Source organism: Thermoleptolyngbya sp. C42_A2020_037 (genome assembly GCF_015272455.1).
GTDB lineage: Bacteria > Cyanobacteriota > Cyanobacteriia > Elainellales > Elainellaceae > Thermoleptolyngbya.
Genome location: NZ_JACYLP010000037.1, coordinates 41,850 through 57,870, shown reverse-complemented (window position 1 = coordinate 57,870; position 16,021 = coordinate 41,850). Strand labels below are relative to the sequence as shown.

The window sequence follows — 16,021 nt, the reverse complement described above, 5'->3', positions numbered from 1 at the left end:
CCATTCATGACCCTGCTTTATCAGGCCTACTTTTACAGAGTTCCCAGGCGATCGCATCGGTAACCGCATTAATATGAACCTCTTCGTGAACCTCTTCAGCGAATGGGGCTGATTTGTTCGACCAGACGGTGACACTAGGGATCTTCTGGGGCGATCGCCGCTCTGACCAAAATCACAGTGCAATCGCTGCTGCGGGCGATCGCTTCTGGGATATTGCCCGTGAGCGCCTGTTGCAGCAGACTTTCGCGACTAGCCCCCAGCACAATCACGTCGCAGGGTTCCTGCCACGCCAGCCGCAAAATCGCCCCCGGCACGGAATGTCCCCGAATCGGGCGGGTAGTAATCGAGCAGTTGACCCGCTGGCGCAGTTCGTCCATCGCCGCCGCCATCACGGACAGATCCGCCAGCGGCTCGTCTACAGGCAACACCTGACAGAGCTTAATGCTGGGTTCCGGGCTGAGGCTTGTCAATGCAGGCAGCAGCGTCAGGGCATATTGAGCATTGGGCCCGCCCGACAGCGGCAGCAGCCAGTGATTGAACCGCGTCTCTTCGCCCAACTTCACCAGCACCACGTCGCAAGGGGCCTGCCGAATCAGCGTGTCCACTGCCGTGCCAAACACACGTCCTGGCGTGCTGGTGCTGCCCTTCCAGCCCATCAGCACCAGGTTAATATGCCGCTCTTTAATGGTTTCCAGCATCGCCTGCGCCGCATCGTGTGCCACGCGGATTTGCGTATGCACGGGCACCTGCCAGTCTTGTCCCAGATGCTCAATCTGCCGCAGCAAGCGCCGCGCCTGGGTGGTGCGGACGGTGGTTTCTGAGGGTGGATGGGCCCGCGACACCAGGATGACGTGCAGCACTTCTAGCTCATAGCCCCGCTCCTGGGCGATCGCCCCCGCCAGTTTCACCAAAATCGGAGCCGTCTGGGGATTGCTGACGGGCAGAAGCAGCCGACCCCGACCCGTGGCGGGCGATCGCGTCCGATAAACTTCGTAAGAGGGCGCAGGTTGTGGCCCCAGTTGCAGAGACTCGCCCGTGAGCTGATCAGACTCGGCGCGAATAATGTCGGCACGAGTGATAATGCCCACCAGCTTTTGTCCATCCGTAACGGGTAAGCGGCTCACCTTAAACCGATTTAGCAGAAACAGGACGTGGGTGAGCGAGTCGGACGGGCGGACGGTTACGGGCTGGGCCGTCATCACGTCCGACAGGGTAGCGGCCGCAGGATTGGCGGGCTGCCGCTCTGGAGCCGACAAATCGCTCTGGGTGACGATGCCCACCAGTCGCCCGTTGTCTACGACCGGAAAGCCGCGATGGTGCGATCGCGCAAACGCCTGTTTTGCCTCATCCAGCGACAAACTGCTCGACAGCGTTTCCACCCGCCGCTGCATCACCGCCGCTGCCGTTAGCTTTTGCCAGGGCGCGGGCTGGGTTCCTGGCGACTGAATCTGGATGCCGTTCCACTCCAGCAGTCGAGTATAAAACGAACTGCCCACCAGCCGCTGCGCCACCAGATAGGCAATGCCTGAGCCGATCATCAGCGGCAGCACCAGGTTGAAATTGGCTGTAATCTCAAACACGATGACGATCGCCGTGACCGGGCCCCGCGTCACCGCGCTAAAAAATGCGCCCATCCCCGCCAGCGCATAGGTACTGGCCGGACTGACATGCGGCGCTAACCCCAGCAGCGACTCCAATCCGCTGCCCGTGATACCCACCAGGGCCCCCAGCGCTGACCCCAAAATCAGCGACGGCGCGAAAATTCCCCCCGGCGCACCCGACCCGTAGGCCACCAGCGTCAGCAAAAACTTTGCGCCAAAGGCCAGCAGCAGCAGGTACCAGGCAGCATTGCCGCCGCTGAGCAGATCTTGCAGCCCCGTGTTGTCCCGAAAGCTGTCGGGCAGTTGCGATACCACCAGCCCAGACAGCAGCCCCGCCAGCCCAATCCGCCCCGGCAGCCCCAGCGGAAGCCGACGGTTGAGGGCCAGGCTGACGAAAATGCCCCGGCTAAACAGCGACCCCAGCAGCCCCGCCAGCAGCCCCAAAATCAGGAAGAACGGCACATCGTAGAGCGAAAACGTGGCCTCGTAGGCGGTCATGCCCAGATCCAGGCTGAGGCTGCGGCCGCCCAGCACCCGCGACACGACTGCGCCTATGAAGGAAGCCAGAATCGCCGTGCCCAGCGTGATGCCAGAGAAATCTTGCAAAAACTCTTCTACTACGAACAACACGCCCGCGATGGGGGCATTAAAGCCCGCTGCTAACCCTGCCGCCGCGCCCGAAGCAATCAACTGGCGACGATATTCCGGCGAGGTAGGAATCCACTGGCTGAGTTGGGCGGCCAGCGCTGCGCCAATCTGCACCGTCGGGCCCTGGCGACCCAGGTTCAGCCCCGCACCCAGGGTGAGAATGACGCTGACCAGTTTCACCAGGGCAACCCGCATGTTGAGGGCGATCGCCACATTGGCCAGCACCGCCTTCACCTGGGGAATGCCGCTGCCTGCCGCCTCCGGAGCCAGCCGCTCCACCAGGAACCCCGCCAGCCCGCCGCCCAGCAGCCCTAACAGCGGCAGCACCAGCCAGTCTGTAAACTGGTGCGACCATTGCACCCGCCACCCGCCCAGCCAGCCCACGCTCTGTTTGAGCATGACCGCTGCTAGCCCCGAAACTAGACCAATGACGCAGGCTTCCGCGATCGCAAACTGTTTGGAGCCATTGATCCAGCGCACATTGATCCAGCGCATTTGAAGAATTGGGAATGAGGGAGAGCGCGGAATAGCGGTGATAGCCGCCGGGCTACCCGTCCAACTGCTTCACCAAAAGCTGATTCGTCAGCTTCGGGTCGGCGCGGCCGCCGGTTTGCTTCATCACCTGACCGACGAAGAAGCCCAGCATATTTTTCTTGCCGCTGCGATATTTTTCCAGTTCGGCGGGATGAGCTTCCAGCACTTTGGCGATCGCCGCTTCGATTGCAGCCGGGTCAGAAATCTGGATCAGCCCCTTCTTTTCCACCAGTGCCTTAGCGGAGCCGCCCTGGGTCAGCAGGTCTGGCAGAATATCTTTGGCAATTTTGGTGCTGATGGTGTTGGATTCGATCAGCCCGATCATTTCCGCCAGCGTTTCGGGAGTCAGGGGCAGGTCAGCCAGGGTTTTCTTTTCGGTGTTCAGATAGCCGCTGATATCGCCCATCAGCCAGTTGGCGGCTTGTTTGGCGGGTGCGCCTGCGGCCAACGTCGCCTCAAAGTATTCTGCCATCGCGCGATCGTCCGTCAGCACACGAGCATCATAGGGCGATAGCCCCAGGTCTTCTTCGTAGCGACGGCGCTTGGCGGCGGGCAGTTCCGGCAGTTCGCTCTTCCAAGCGGCAAGCTGTTCGGCAGAGACTTCGATGGGGCCGAGGTCGGGTTCGGGGAAATAGCGATAGTCGCTGGAGCCTTCTTTGACCCGCATACTGATAGTGCGCTGGCTGCCTTCTTCCCAGAGGCGCGTTTCTTGGACGAGGCGATCGCCCGCCTCTAGCACCTCGATCTGCCGCTCAATTTCGTAGTTAATTGCCCGCTCGATGGCATTGAAGGAGTTCATATTTTTGATTTCCACCTTCGTGCCAAATTTTTCCGATCCCACGGGACGGATGGAAATGTTCACGTCGCAGCGCAAAGAACCCTCCTGCATGTTGCCGTCTGATACGCCCAGATAGCGCATGATCCGGCGCAGTTCGCGGGCATATTCTGCCGCCTCTGCTCCAGAGCGCAGGTCGGGTTCCGACACGATTTCGATCAGCGGCACGCCCGCCCGGTTGTAGTCCACCAGCGAAAAGGTAGACCCAGAGAGGCGATCGCTCCCGCCGTGAACCAGCTTGCCCGCATCTTCTTCCATGTGCAGCCGCGTAATGCCGATGCGTTTGCGAACAGGCTGTCCCTCTTCTTCTAGCTCGATTTCTAGCCAGCCATGCTCGGCGATGGGCAGGTCATACTGCGAAATTTGGTAGTTTTTCGGCAAATCGGGGTAGAAATACTGCTTGCGGTCAAACTTGCTGTAGGGTGCAATTTGACAGTTCAGCGCCAGCCCTGCCTTCACCGCGTATTCCAGCACTTTCTGATTCAGCACCGGCAGCGTCCCCGGTAGCCCCATACACACCGGATCGATATTTGTGTTGGGATCAGCGCCAAAGGCAGTCGAACTGCTGGAAAAAATCTTGGTTTCGGTGCTGAGTTGGCAGTGTGTTTCCAGCCCGATGACGGCTTCGTACTGGGTCTTAGTGGCGGTGGTGGTCATAGAAAATCCTGGAAAATCCAGTTCCAATCCTCTGATGATTTATTGTATCGTTGCGCCTCACTCTCTCAAGCCATTTCAGAAATCGGCACTTCACGTGTACTAGGAATCAGATAAGACATTTAGGATAGCTATACTTCATCAGGTTCGAGGTTTGAGCCAATGCCTGGTTGTGTCCCTTGCAAAAGCGAGAAAAGGCGGGGCAGAATGCGGAATAGGAGGTGGGGGAGGCGATAAGGATGGTATATATTGTTGTCCAAGCTGATTAGGCAAGGGGCTTGTCGTCTAAGCTGATTGTCCGAGCTTCAGGTTCAAGCTTCAACGGTCAGTCAAATGGTCTTGTCGAATGATTTTGTGTTTGTGGCGTGTGTTTGGAGAGGGACGTGAGTACTGAATCGTCATCATTGGAAGCGCTGGTGCGGGAAATTGGAGAAGCCGTCCTGGCAACGACGGAAACAGTTGATCAGCTAACGGGACACATGGATACGTTGTCCAAGCAGGTGCAGCAGCAGGGCTATCAGATTTTCGCCTTGAGCGATACGGTACAAACCTTGGCAGAAAATCAGGATGCTACGCTAGAGCGACTGGCTCAGTTGACGGATACGCTGCAACGGCTGGTGGCAGCAATTGAAGAAGACCCCGAATCGACTTGAGCGATCTTGCTGGATTGTCCCAGTGATGCCAGGAACGTACTGGGAACATGCCAAGGGTGTGTCAGGGATGCGTCAGGGATGCGTCAGGGATGCGTCAGGGATATGTCAAAAAGACGCCAGAAACTTGACAAAAATCCTACAGGGCGATCGCCCTGGGTGAGTCTGGAGTACCTAAATGGGTGATGACACTGACCCGACAAATATGAAATGGTTGCGAAAAGGTTGAATCGTCACACACCCGGTCGGCGGAGCCGATCGAACTACCCAGCAATCAGCGAGGGAGCGCAAGATATATGGTCAAAGCTAGTAGCATGGAAGCCAGCACCGAAGCTTGCACGAAAGCCAGCACTGAGGACTACATTGCTATGACGACGGCTGAGTCGAGGTCGGAGGAACTAAAACGCGAGTGGCAGGCGCGGCTCCAGCAAGACCATCCTGACCAGCCCACGACCCTTCAGGACGCAATCTTGCACTGGCTGCTGGGTGATGCGCCGGAGCGCTTTGATGAGATGACCCCAGTGCAAGTTATGGTGGCGCGGCAGGCGATGGACTATCGCTATCGCATCTTGCAGCAGCGCTATTTAGGAGTCCGGCCAAATCAGGCTTACAAAAACCTGCTACAGCGCCTCAGCAGCCTATTCCTGATTCGCAGCAAAGTCCGCACCTGGGTAGCGCTGTCGCGCGATCGCCATCGCAGCGTCATGGACGTGCTGCAAGAAGTGATTCAGGAACTCATCCAAAACGATACCTACATTCGCCAGCAGGTGCAGTGGATCGCCTGCTGCACCAATCAGCCCCGCCTGCGGGACGGGCTAATGCTGGCCAGCATTGAGGAATATTGCCTGCGCCCGATTCGCAATCAGCCGCTGCTGGTCTATCGGTTTGTCAACTATCTGCGGCGCACCCAGCGCGGCGGCATGACCCAGGTTCCGACGGGTGAACTGATTCGGCTGGTATCGGAGGAAATTTCTCCTGATGACAGTGACAGTGCTATGAGCCTGCTCGATTCTCAAGCGCTGAGCCAGTATGAACAGCAGCGCGACTGGGAAGAACAGCAAGCCCTGCGCGACGAAGTAAAGCAATCTTTTCTAGACTATCTCGCTCAGGAAGTAGATCCGCTGGCAGCGCAATGGCTCCGGCTGCATCTCCAAGGCAAGTCGCAGGAGGCGATCGCCACGGCGCTGGGGGTTCCGGTCAAGCAGGTTTATCGACTGCGGGAAAAAATTAGCTATCATGCCCTGCGCGTGTTTGCCATTAAGGCCGAGTCCGAATTGGTCATGACCTGGCTGGGAACCTCAGTAGACAATAACCTGGGGCTTGCGCCTGATCAGTGGGATGAGTTCTATAACGCCCTCAGCCCAGAACAGCAGCAGTTGGTGCAGGATTTCAAAACCTGGAAAACCGCCGAGGCGATCGCCCAGCATCGCAATGTCAAGGTGAACCAAATTACTGGAGAATGGGTCAAGGTCTACCTGTCTGCCCATAACCTGCGAAACTCGTCCCAGTCTAGCGACTCCGACAACTCAGAATCGGCCTAAGCCATCCGCCGCAAACGCAAGCAGGGCAGGCTGGCGGCTTGCGGATGGCGATTTGCAGCAAGACTGGGTATGCTTGAGTGAACAAACCGCCCAGGGTGCTGGAAGCGGCTCGCTTCCATCATGGTCAATCATGGTCAATCCCTAAAAATTGGGAACGGTGCGATTTTATGACCCCCCCGCTCAACAAAAAAGTCGGGGCAACATCTGCCGACGCTCAGTATCGGTCGGTTTTGTCTCATTTTCCAGGCAACCTCGCGCAGTCGCTAGACCTCCAGCAAATGTTTGTCTTGATTGACGGCATCTTGCCCTTTGAGGCGTGTTTGTATTATCAAGTGCTGCCGCTAAAGCTGGAAGACAACTGCCTGCTGCTGGGCATGGTCAACCCCGAAGACAATCCGGCCGCAGACTATGTGCGCCGCATCATCGCCTACCACAACTACTATCCCCAGCCCCAGGCGATTTCGTCCGATGCGCTCCAGGCAGCCCTTTCTGCCTATTTGCACTACACGGGCAGCCGCACCGCCCAGCCCAGCCCACCCGCTGGCGTAGAAGAGATAGACCGTTCGGGCGATCGCGCCAATACCAGGGATAAAGCCGAAGCCGATCGTCGTCCACGAGTTGCCCCCCGCATCCGCACCGAGCAAAAGCTAGACCGCAACACCCAGCCAACGCTGGTGGTGGATAGCCCAGAAGATTTGAGCCAGGAGCTTGCGCCGCCCCGGTTTCGGCCGATCTATGCCCCCTCAGACACGCCACCCGCCGCACCAGAGCCAGCGCCGGAACCCGTTCAGCCGGAACCCGTTCAGCCTGCTCTTGCAGCAGAGCCAGAAGGGCGATCGCCCGACAATCCCTTTGAGCCATCTCCGGATCTGGACTCGCTTTCCGATGTAGCCAGTGCATCATGGGCTGACGCAAGACCAGAGCCAATTCATGGTGAACCCAAGGTTACGCTAAGCCGCGATTCTGCCGAAGAGAATCCGGTTTCGTCCCCACCCACGGCAAAGCGGAGTGCCGAAGCTCCACCCTCCGAGGCGGTATTTTTGGATGAAGACGAGTTAGCAGAATCCATCTCTGCGATTCAAAGGCAGGAAGAGCCGTTGCCCACCCCGGCGATCGCCCCCGATATTCCTCTAGAAACCCTGCAAGACTATCTCGCAACCTTCATCAACGTCGAGCAGCCGCCCCAGGTGCCCACGCAACTCATGACCCCGATTCCGCCGCTCGTTGTCCAGTTAAACCATCTCAGCCGTCCGGCAGAAACCTTGGCCACCTTGCCGCCGCCAGAACTGTTGCAAGAACTGCTGGGACGAGTCCTGATCGGCGGCATTGGGCGGCTCTATTTCGAGCATCAGCCCCGCTATGGGCGCATCCTCTGGAGCCAAAACGGGGTGCTGCAATCCGTCATTGACCGCTTGGATTTGCGTCATTTTCGAGGCATTATTGCTGAACTGAAGCAGCTTGCTGGGCTGCCGCTAGTGCCAGTCGAACAGCCCCGCCAGGTCGAAATCGAGCGACTGCACGAGCGGACGCGCCTACTACTGCGATTCCGCTTTATCCCTACCGAACAGGGCGAAGAGGCGACGCTGCAAATTTTGCGCGGGGCCGCGCTGAAGTTTTATCAGCAGCAGCAAATTGCCACGCTAGAACGAGATGCCCTGCGAATTGCCCGACAACTCCAGACCAAGCTAAACGAAATCCGCGATCGCGCTCGTCTAGAGTCGGGCATGGTCGCCGCGAAGCTGGAGGTGCTGCCCGCCCTCAGCCAAATTATTAAAACCATTGAGGAACAGGTAGACAGCCTGAAACCGGAACCTGTTGATTCGTCAGAAGATGCGCCCCCTTGAGTAAACGCAGGCAGCAGGGCATTAAGGTAGGGCGTAGATGAAGCAAACCCAAAGGGTAAACTTTTGCGTGCGTTTTTCTGCGCTTTTCTTCAAAATTGGCAATTGAAGAAAGCCAAAGAAAGCAAAATGGAGTGAGCTGCTTTGGCTCACTCCACTTGCTGACGGGCCAGGAGGGATTCGAACCCCCGACACCGTGGTCCGTAGCCACGTGCTCTAGTCCACTGAGCTACAGGCCCCTGCCAGAAACTCTATACTATCACACGACATCAACAGAGTTAGGCTCATGGAACAAAATTCTGCTGAAAAATCTCTGCCCAACCTGACCCATCTGGACGCAACCGGGCAAGCAAACATGGTGGATGTGTCTGCCAAAGCAACAACCGTGCGGACGGCGATCGCCCTAGGGCAAATCCAGATGCAGCCCGAAACCCTTGCAGCAATTGAATCGGGCAATGCGCCCAAGGGCGATGTGCTAGGCACGGCCAGGCTGGCAGGCATTATGGCTGCCAAGCAAACCGCCAACCTGATTCCCCTGTGCCACCCACTGCCCCTGCAAAAAGTAGACGTTCAGATCACGCCCAATCTAGACCTGCCGGGTTACGATATCCGCGCTGAGGTGCGCCTCAAAGCCGAAACTGGCGTAGAAATGGAAGCGCTGACCGCTGTTTCGATTGCGGCACTGACGCTCTACGACATGGCCAAAGCCCTAGAAAAATCCATGCAAATCACAAACATTCGCCTGCTCAGCAAGACGGGCGGCAAATCGGGCGATTACCAGGCGGCGCAATAGCCTGGATTGGGGAAATGCAGTAGTTTTGGACGGGGTGAGACACGCACTCTCCCAACGAGACCAGAGTTTCGGTTCCCTGCGTCCTTCACTCGCTGCAAAACCGCTGTAGTAGACAGTCACACCAGTACAATAAAAGCTGGATGTTCACTCGGATGACTATATGCCTCCCCGCTGGCCCCGCGAACCCGACCGCAACGACCCCGCCTTTCGTAAGCTGGACGACCGCATGACCTTTGCCACCCACGTTGCAGCGTTTATTGCGGGCAACTCTGGCGTGTGGTTTTTTCGACTCGTACAAGCTCAAGCCTGGCCCTGGACCGTGTGGTTCAGCGGGCTGTGGCTGGCGGCCTTGGTGGCGCATGGAGTCTATATCTTTGCGATCGCTGACTACTCTAGCCCGGTGAGCAAGCCCAACGCAAAGTCCCCTTGAGGTGTGTCTTGAAACAGGCACTTCCAAACGGATTACGACCCTGACCGAACTTTTCATTCCATTCATCAATACGGCGTAGACATGGCGTATTCCAATTCTTCCGAAGCCATCGAGGCCCTGGCCGCAGAACTGGGCAAAGAGGTGTACATCGACGTAGCTAAGTGGCATTTGTATCTCCGCGATGCTCACCTCAACACCCCCTTGGCAGAGCAGCTTTATCCCTTGCTTGAAAAAGGCGTGCCGACTGAGGACGAGGTGCTGGGGATTCTGCGCGGCATTCCCGTCAAGCTGGGTGGCGGCAAGCACGAAGTTTCTCTGCTAGATCTGCTGCCCGTGCAGTCCCAAATCCAATTGATGGACATTGTGGAAGCGTTTCAGCAAAAGCTCTGAATCATCTGAATAAACAGGCTGTAGGCTCTGCACCTTGCCTGTCTGGCACCTTGTCTGTCTATTACCTGTCTAAAGGTCTTGCCCCGGTTCTATATCCGCCCGACTCGCAGAAAAATATCCCAGCAGACGGTTTTGGGCAGGGTCGGGTCGCCCCAGGCAGCCGAAAGGCGATCGCCCCACTCTTGCAACCCGTCCCAGCCCTCTGCGTCGGCATAGCGCTGCACCGCAGACCAGGTAGAAACGCAGCCCAAAATGATCTCCGGAGTCCACTGCACGGTCTGGCGAAAGGTGGGCGCGGGCAGTTCCTCAAACGGAAATGGAACAGTTTGATAGTGGTCATGCACCAGTTGCACTTCGGGCGGCTGCATGGGCAGGATGAGTGCGTAGAGTTCGTCGATCAGCGCGGCCACGGCGGGTGTGGCCTCGGCGACCCGAAATAAATCGCTGCACCAGGCCGCAATCACGCCGCCCGGCCGGCCCACGCGATTCACCTCGGCATAGAACCCGTCTAGCGGCAGCCAGTGCAGCGCCAGCCCGACCGTGATCAGGTCTACGCATTGGTCGGGCAGGCCGCTGGCCTCTGCGGGCGCAACCGAATACTGAATTCGCTCGTGGGGAAAGGCGTTGGCGATTTGGCTGGCGCTGGCATCCGTCGCGTAGATGGTTTTAAAGTAGGGCACCAACCCGATCGCAACTTGCCCATTGCCAGTGGCGCAATCCCAGGCAGCCTCGCGTCTTGTTGCCGTTTCCACCAGATAGGCATATAGCTCGTCGGGATAGCCCGGACGATACTTAGCGTAGCGGCTCGCCTGACGCGAGAAATAGTCTTTGAAAATAAGAGCCACGAGTCAATGGCAAAGGATAAGGGGTTTAGACCGATGGCGCTCAGGAAAATCTAGTGGATGGGCGATCGCCCTAAGCCACGAACCAGCCCAATCTTAACCCAAACCCCGGCTAGCGACGACGCAGCAGCGGGTTGCAGCGCTGACGGCTTACGCCATCTCGCAACCCTTCGACTACGCTCTCGGCACGACAGGCCTCCCAGGCAATCTGGTTGGCATAACGCCGAGGAAACTGATTCTCTTTTTCTAGCGCTCGCTTGAAAAACTCTAGGCTTTCCCGGTGCTTTTCTTGGCGGACTAGGATTTGCGCTTTGAGGTAGTACAGGTCGGGATTATTCGGGGTTTCTGCGAGGGCCTGGTCAACCGCTGCCATCGCGGGTTCAAACTGTTCCAGATCCCGATAGCCGATGGCGATTCCCCGCTGCGCCAGATATTCGGGCCCGGCAAAATTTTCCAACTTTTCCAAAGCCTGTTCTGGGCTGCTGAAGGGCAAGTTCGTCGCCAGGAACAGTTCGATGTACCCCTTCACCAAATTTAGCTCTGGGTCGTCGGGGGCAATGCGTTCGGCCTCTCCCAGGGCGCTAAAGGCTCGCTGAAGTTCGCGGAGGACGGTGGGGGTGGCAGCAACGGTGCTTTGGGTGGAGACGGCATACCCGCCTTCCAGGAAGTGTCCCACCGCTCGGTAAATGTTGCCCCGCAGCGGATCGCTTTGCATCAGCCGTTCTGCCGATCGCCGAGTCTGGGTAGCGCGATCGCGCAAGGTATCCCAATCCCGGTTCAGGTAGGCCAGCGATGCGACCAAGGCGTGGGCCAGCGGCTCATTGCGCGAGGCATTTTCCAGCAAACTGGCTGCTTGAGTGTAGTTACCCTCGGCAAACATGGCGGTGAAGGCGGCTTCGGTGGTGCGGTCGATGTTGCGGGGGTTGGTGCTGCGAAACGGGTCAGCTAGGGCGGGTAGGGCCAGACTGTGAAGCGCGATCGCCAGTCCTCCGGCCACCGAACCGAGCGATCGCCAAAACTGCTTTGAGGGCGATCGCCCCGTTTGATGACCCGACTGGGGACTGCGGACACCGCCACTCTGGCGCGAGACGAGAACCGCTGCAATCGACATAGCTTACCTATCTCCAGAAATTGTGAAAACCACTAATTGCAAAAGCTACTTGCAAAGATACTTGCGAAGCTTACTAAAGTGTTAAAACCACTACAGTCGAACCCTGCTCTAGTGTACGAACTGTTTTGGGCAGATGCCAGAGCGTTCCCTACTGTCCTACTCGCATGTCCTGAAAATAGAGGCTTGGATCTTGGGCGACCCAGCCCAGGTCAGAATTGGAGCGGACCTCAAACCGCAGCAGGGGTTCCTGATCGGGGGCGCTGCGACCAACCGTGCCGAGGCGATCGCCCGCCTGCACTCGCTGCCCCACCTGCACCTGAATCGTCCCCAACTGGGCGTATCGCGTTTGCAACCCTTCGGGATGGTTGACGACGACTAGATTGCCGTAGTTTCCTTGATTGGCCGCAAAGGCGACTGTGCCCTCACCCGCTGACACCACCGGGTTTCCTTCACTGGCTGCCAGGTCTACGCCGCTGTTAAACACGACCTGCCCCGATCGCGGATCGATTTGCCAGCCATAGCCCTTGATCACCAGCGCCACCGTTGGGCTACCCAGGGGATGGGTTCTCAGAATCGCCGCCGCCCGATCGGGGCTGGTAATTCTGGGGCGGTTGTTAGGATCGGCCGCAGTCCCCGCTGCCGTACCTCCGGCCGCTGGGTTCGCCGAAGATAGCGTTGCACCGGGGACGAAAGCAACCCGACCCGGCGGGCGACAGCCGTTTGCCTCAAACAGCACATCTGCCCGCACGCGATATTGCTGTGCCAGGTCGCGCCAGGTGCGTCCGGCTGGAACCTCTACCCGCAGCCCGTTGATCGGCGGAATCAGCAGACTGGTTCCCACGGGCGGATTGCCCTGCCGCAGCACGGGGTTCATGCCGATCAGGGTTTCTGCCGTCAGGTTGTGGCGCTGGGCTAGGCTGGCGATCGTGTCTCCGGCGCGGGTCTGGTAGCGGGTCACCCGGGACAGCACGGGCGCAGGACAGAGCGAGTCGGTGGGTGCATCGGCGGCCTGGGCAATCGATAGGGCACGAGCTGGGGACGGAGCTGGCAAGCTGGATTGGGCGATCGCCCCTTGGCTCATACCGACGACCCCCAATCCCAGCAAAACCATCCCACCCAAATCAGCGCCCCGGCGCTTGCGATATGCCTGAAATTTCTCGCTCATGGACAACCCTTCTCTAACCAACGTTTCACCAGCAGGACTTAAGCACCTGTGATCGGTTTTCTGATTTTGGACGATTTCTGGTGGGTGCAGCCCGCGAGAAATCGTTCAACTGCCTCAGGACGAACCCAGATTGGCTCAAAAACCGGCTCAAATGTCTCCATCCTAGCCAGCCACAAACCGCTCTTGCGAGAGATTTCCTGGATTCTTCCCTGCAAAAAAATCCAAGAAAGATTACGCTGGAAGCGATCGCCCTAATGAGCAAGACGAAGCGCCCGTCTGACGGTTACTTTAGAATCGCTCTATATCGTTAAATCTTTACGCAGTCGCCCCACAGCATTCCGCCTAAATCTCTGCCCGCCCGATTCCCTCGTCACTGCTTCTCAATTCCGTCTCATGGTTAAATTTTTGAAATCTTGGGGCACGTATGCCGCCGTGCTGGTGATGGGTGTGAGTCTGGGCATGGCCGGACACGCGACTTGGCAGTCGTTCAGCCCCGTCCGCACCCCTCAGCCTTTGCCCAATCCCAGTCCCGCTGCTGCGCCGCCGTCCCTGGCCCCTGTGGCGAATGAATCGCCGCCTGCGCCGCCGAGTGTTCCAAGTGCCCAGCCCTATAACTTCATTGCGGCCGCCGCAGAGCGCGTTGGCCCGGCCGTGGTGCGGATTGATGCATCCCGCACAGTGAGCCGGGTTCCGCCAGGAGCCAGTCCCTTCTTTCGTCGATTTTTTGGCGAAGAGGGCCCGAGCGCTCCGGAGCGACTGCGGCGGGGAACGGGGTCTGGCTTTGTGATTTCGGCCAATGGGCAAATTATTACCAATGCCCATGTGGTGGAGGGGGCCGACACGGTGCGTGTGACGCTGAGGGACGGGCGCGAGTTTGAGGGACGGGTGGTGGGGGCAGACCCGGTGACGGATGTGGCGGCGATCGCCATCGATGCGACCGATTTGCCAACTGTGACGCTGGGCGGCTCGACCAACTTGGTTCCGGGACAATGGGCGATCGCCATCGGCAATCCTTTGGGACTGGACAACACGGTGACGGCGGGCATCATCAGCGCTACGGGACGCTCCAGTTCCGAAGTCGGTAGCCCCGATCGGCGGGTTCGTTTCATCCAAACCGACGCAGCGATTAATCCCGGCAATTCCGGCGGCCCGCTGCTCAACGACCAAGGCGAGGTCATTGGTATGAACACGGCCATTCGCGCCAACGCGCAGGGGCTGGGTTTCGCCATCCCGATCGAAACCGTAAAGCGAATTGCCGACCAGCTTTTTGCCACGGGACAGGTCGCGCATCCGTTTTTGGGCATTCAAATGACCAACCTCACCCCGGCGCTCAAGGAAGAATTGCAGCAAAACGTCGAAGACCCGCCCTTCGATCCGTCAAAGCTCGCGGTCGATCGGGGCGTTCTCATTCTCCAGGTATTGGAAAATACTCCCGCTGCCACGGCTGGACTTCAGCCCGGAGACGTGATTCTGAAAGTGGGTGGCGTTCCTGTTAACACTGCATCCGACGTGCAGGAGCAGGTGGATGGTAGCAAAATCGGCGATCTGTTGGCGCTAGAAATTAACCGGGAGGGTGAGGTTTTGGAAATTGGCGTGCGACCCACAACCCTGCCGCGATCGCAGAATCGGCAGAATTAACCCCCAGATTCAACCCACTGAGCAACACCAAATGCTAGCTGCCGGACGACTCATCGCCGCTATCGCGAAACGAGCCAAACGCATCAGCCACGCTGACTTCTAGCTCCATGCGTTGCTCCATGCGCCGCAGGAAATATCCTGTCATCATGGCAGAGGCGAGCAGCCCCGCCAGATTGTCGCGATCAGTTGTGATTTGCATCGTGAAGGTCTCTGAGGGCAACATCCCGACAAGCCCCTGCACGTTTTGCGAAATGATGTCTTTGATTTCTGGGCTGACAGACCGGGCCACTCGCGCCAGCACCTCTGGCGACTGGTGCTGGAGATACTTCAACAGTTCGTTGGCTTGCATCTCTTCGGCGCTACTGCCAAACAGTTCGGTGCTGTCGGGGTCAAAGTTCATAGGAACCCAGGAAGTCACGATAAGATTGAATCCTATTGTTACATTTATATTTGCGCCTGTGACAATGCTCCTTAAGGGAAATTACGGAACTTACATTAGACCATGACTCAGTATGACGCGCAGCCAAGTCGGGAATGGTGGGCCCAGCGCTGGATTGATGTGCTGGAGTCATTTGGCTGGGTGCGCCGCCTGGCCCGCGCCCGTAACTATGCTCGCGAAGGCCATGTGTTATCCATTGAATTTCGCGGCGCGAAGGTTCATGCGCGAGTTCAGGGCACTGCGCCAGAGCCATACAAAGTCACGCTGTCCCTCGATCCGTTTGATGATGAGCAGTGGCAGTATGTGATTGAATCGCTGTCTCAGCAGGCGATTTTTTCTGCCAAGCTGCTGGCGGGCGAGATGCCGCAGAATATTGAAGAAGTTTTCACGGCTAATGGGCTGAGCCTGTTCCCGTTTACCAAGTTTGATATCCACAGCCGCTGTTCTTGCCCGGACCCGGCGAATCCCTGCAAGCACATTGGGGCGGTGTATTACGTGTTGGGCGATCGCTTCAGTGAAGATCCCTTTGTGCTGTTTCAACTGCGGGGACGCACCAAGGAGCAGATTATCAGCGAACTGCGTCGGCTTCGTAGCGCCAGTCCCGATGTGCCACCGCCAGAAGAAACGCCCAGTCCACCAGTGGTTACATCTTCGGCGATCGCCCTGCAAACCTTCTGGCAGTATGATCATCAGCTAGAGCCATCGCTGGTGGTCATCGCGCCGCCGCCTAGTTCTGAAACTGTCCTCGATCTGCTGGGGCAGATGCCGCTACGTTCTGATGGCGGCACGTCGGGGTCGGTTTCTGCCCATGCGGTGAATGAGTATCTCCGCAGCCTCTATAGCCAGGTGGCGCAGCAGGCCGTGCTGTCTGCGATGACGGCCGGAACCCAGCCAGAAGAGAGTTAAGTC

14 protein-coding genes and 1 tRNA gene are annotated in these 16,021 nt (G+C 58.1%); 8 read left to right on the top strand and 7 right to left on the bottom strand.

What is annotated here, in order from left to right:
• Positions 1 to 134 precede the first annotated feature (134 nt).
• Positions 135 to 2,744 carry a chloride channel protein gene (locus tag IGS16_RS12335; RefSeq protein WP_297085829.1) on the bottom strand — a complete coding sequence of 870 codons (2,610 nt, stop codon included), beginning with the start codon at positions 2,742 to 2,744 and terminating at the stop codon, positions 135 to 137.
• 52 nt (positions 2,745 to 2,796) lie between these two features.
• Positions 2,797 to 4,275 carry an Asp-tRNA(Asn)/Glu-tRNA(Gln) amidotransferase subunit GatB gene (gene gatB, locus IGS16_RS12330; RefSeq protein WP_297085827.1) on the bottom strand — a complete coding sequence of 493 codons (1,479 nt, stop codon included), beginning with the start codon at positions 4,273 to 4,275 and terminating at the stop codon, positions 2,797 to 2,799.
• A 380-nt stretch (positions 4,276 to 4,655) separates the two neighbouring features.
• On the opposite strand from gatB, the gene IGS16_RS12325 reads away from it, so the two are divergent.
• The 3 genes from IGS16_RS12325 to IGS16_RS12315 all read left to right on the top strand — a co-directional run bounded on the left by IGS16_RS12325 (position 4,656) and on the right by IGS16_RS12315 (position 8,307).
• Positions 4,656 to 4,925, top strand: a complete 270-nt coding sequence (locus tag IGS16_RS12325; RefSeq protein ID WP_084782807.1) for a hypothetical protein — start codon at positions 4,656 to 4,658, stop codon at positions 4,923 to 4,925.
• 293 nt (positions 4,926 to 5,218) lie between these two features.
• Positions 5,219 to 6,463: a HetZ-related protein 2 gene (locus tag IGS16_RS12320; protein WP_297085823.1), complete on the top strand. Its 1,245-nt coding sequence runs from the start codon at positions 5,219 to 5,221 to the stop codon at positions 6,461 to 6,463.
• A 167-nt stretch (positions 6,464 to 6,630) separates the two neighbouring features.
• Positions 6,631 to 8,307: a hypothetical protein gene (locus IGS16_RS12315; RefSeq protein ID WP_297085822.1), complete on the top strand. Its 1,677-nt coding sequence runs from the start codon at positions 6,631 to 6,633 to the stop codon at positions 8,305 to 8,307.
• A 162-nt stretch (positions 8,308 to 8,469) separates the two neighbouring features.
• On the opposite strand, the gene IGS16_RS12310 is transcribed toward IGS16_RS12315, so the two are convergent.
• Positions 8,470 to 8,543, bottom strand: a tRNA-Arg gene (locus IGS16_RS12310).
• Between the two features lie 47 nt (positions 8,544 to 8,590).
• Between IGS16_RS12310 and moaC the strand changes: the two genes are divergently transcribed.
• The 3 genes from moaC (at position 8,591) to IGS16_RS12295 (ending at position 9,917) form a co-directional block, all read left to right on the top strand.
• Positions 8,591 to 9,097, top strand: coding sequence for a cyclic pyranopterin monophosphate synthase MoaC (gene moaC, locus IGS16_RS12305; protein WP_297085819.1), 507 nt, complete (start codon positions 8,591 to 8,593; stop codon positions 9,095 to 9,097).
• A gap of 160 nt (positions 9,098 to 9,257) precedes the next feature.
• Entirely contained in the window at positions 9,258 to 9,527 is a 270-nt protein-coding gene (locus tag IGS16_RS12300) for a 2TM domain-containing protein (protein ID WP_297085817.1), read from the top strand.
• 81 nt (positions 9,528 to 9,608) lie between these two features.
• The gene (locus tag IGS16_RS12295) at positions 9,609 to 9,917 is read left to right on the top strand and encodes a DUF3181 family protein (RefSeq protein ID WP_297085816.1); all 309 of its coding nucleotides are present in this window, start codon (positions 9,609 to 9,611) and stop codon (positions 9,915 to 9,917) included.
• An 89-nt stretch (positions 9,918 to 10,006) separates the two neighbouring features.
• On the opposite strand, the gene IGS16_RS12290 is transcribed toward IGS16_RS12295, so the two are convergent.
• The 3 genes from IGS16_RS12290 to IGS16_RS12280 form a co-directional block, all read right to left on the bottom strand.
• Complete coding sequence (locus IGS16_RS12290) at positions 10,007 to 10,762, bottom strand: class I SAM-dependent methyltransferase (RefSeq protein WP_297085814.1); 756 nt, start codon at positions 10,760 to 10,762, stop codon at positions 10,007 to 10,009.
• 109 nt (positions 10,763 to 10,871) lie between these two features.
• Entirely contained in the window at positions 10,872 to 11,870 is a 999-nt protein-coding gene (locus IGS16_RS12285) for a Sll0314/Alr1548 family TPR repeat-containing protein (RefSeq protein ID WP_297085812.1), read from the bottom strand.
• Between the two features lie 148 nt (positions 11,871 to 12,018).
• On the bottom strand, positions 12,019 to 13,035 hold the full coding sequence (locus IGS16_RS12280) for a M23 family metallopeptidase (protein WP_297085810.1): 1,017 nt from the start codon (positions 13,033 to 13,035) through the stop codon (positions 12,019 to 12,021).
• Between the two features lie 393 nt (positions 13,036 to 13,428).
• On the opposite strand from IGS16_RS12280, the gene IGS16_RS12275 reads away from it, so the two are divergent.
• Positions 13,429 to 14,673: an HhoA/HhoB/HtrA family serine endopeptidase gene (locus IGS16_RS12275; RefSeq protein WP_297085808.1), complete on the top strand. Its 1,245-nt coding sequence runs from the start codon at positions 13,429 to 13,431 to the stop codon at positions 14,671 to 14,673.
• Positions 14,674 to 14,707: 34 nt separating this feature from the next.
• On the opposite strand, the gene IGS16_RS12270 is transcribed toward IGS16_RS12275, so the two are convergent.
• Positions 14,708 to 15,073, bottom strand: coding sequence for a DUF760 domain-containing protein (locus tag IGS16_RS12270; RefSeq protein WP_297085885.1), 366 nt, complete (start codon positions 15,071 to 15,073; stop codon positions 14,708 to 14,710).
• A 102-nt stretch (positions 15,074 to 15,175) separates the two neighbouring features.
• Between IGS16_RS12270 and IGS16_RS12265 the strand changes: the two genes are divergently transcribed.
• Complete coding sequence (locus IGS16_RS12265; RefSeq protein ID WP_068513183.1) at positions 15,176 to 16,018, top strand: SWIM zinc finger family protein; 843 nt, start codon at positions 15,176 to 15,178, stop codon at positions 16,016 to 16,018.
• Positions 16,019 to 16,021 lie beyond the last annotated feature (3 nt).

What these genes read in the sequence shown, in the direction of transcription:
- IGS16_RS12300 (WP_297085817.1), top strand. Translation starts at nt 9,258, where the DNA reads ATGCCTCCCCGCTGGCCCCGCGAACCCGACCGCAACGACCCCGCCTTT.
- IGS16_RS12280 (WP_297085810.1), bottom strand. Translation starts at nt 13,035, where the DNA reads ATGAGCGAGAAATTTCAGGCATATCGCAAGCGCCGGGGCGCTGATTTG.
- IGS16_RS12285 (WP_297085812.1), bottom strand. Translation starts at nt 11,870, where the DNA reads ATGTCGATTGCAGCGGTTCTCGTCTCGCGCCAGAGTGGCGGTGTCCGC.
- IGS16_RS12335 (WP_297085829.1), bottom strand. Translation starts at nt 2,744, where the DNA reads ATGCGCTGGATCAATGTGCGCTGGATCAATGGCTCCAAACAGTTTGCG.
- IGS16_RS12320 (WP_297085823.1), top strand. Translation starts at nt 5,219, where the DNA reads ATGGTCAAAGCTAGTAGCATGGAAGCCAGCACCGAAGCTTGCACGAAA.
- IGS16_RS12270 (WP_297085885.1), bottom strand. Translation starts at nt 15,073, where the DNA reads ATGAACTTTGACCCCGACAGCACCGAACTGTTTGGCAGTAGCGCCGAA.
- moaC (WP_297085819.1), top strand. Translation starts at nt 8,591, where the DNA reads ATGGAACAAAATTCTGCTGAAAAATCTCTGCCCAACCTGACCCATCTG.
- gatB (WP_297085827.1), bottom strand. Translation starts at nt 4,275, where the DNA reads ATGACCACCACCGCCACTAAGACCCAGTACGAAGCCGTCATCGGGCTG.
- IGS16_RS12315 (WP_297085822.1), top strand. Translation starts at nt 6,631, where the DNA reads ATGACCCCCCCGCTCAACAAAAAAGTCGGGGCAACATCTGCCGACGCT.
- IGS16_RS12265 (WP_068513183.1), top strand. Translation starts at nt 15,176, where the DNA reads ATGACTCAGTATGACGCGCAGCCAAGTCGGGAATGGTGGGCCCAGCGC.
- IGS16_RS12275 (WP_297085808.1), top strand. Translation starts at nt 13,429, where the DNA reads ATGGTTAAATTTTTGAAATCTTGGGGCACGTATGCCGCCGTGCTGGTG.
- IGS16_RS12295 (WP_297085816.1), top strand. Translation starts at nt 9,609, where the DNA reads ATGGCGTATTCCAATTCTTCCGAAGCCATCGAGGCCCTGGCCGCAGAA.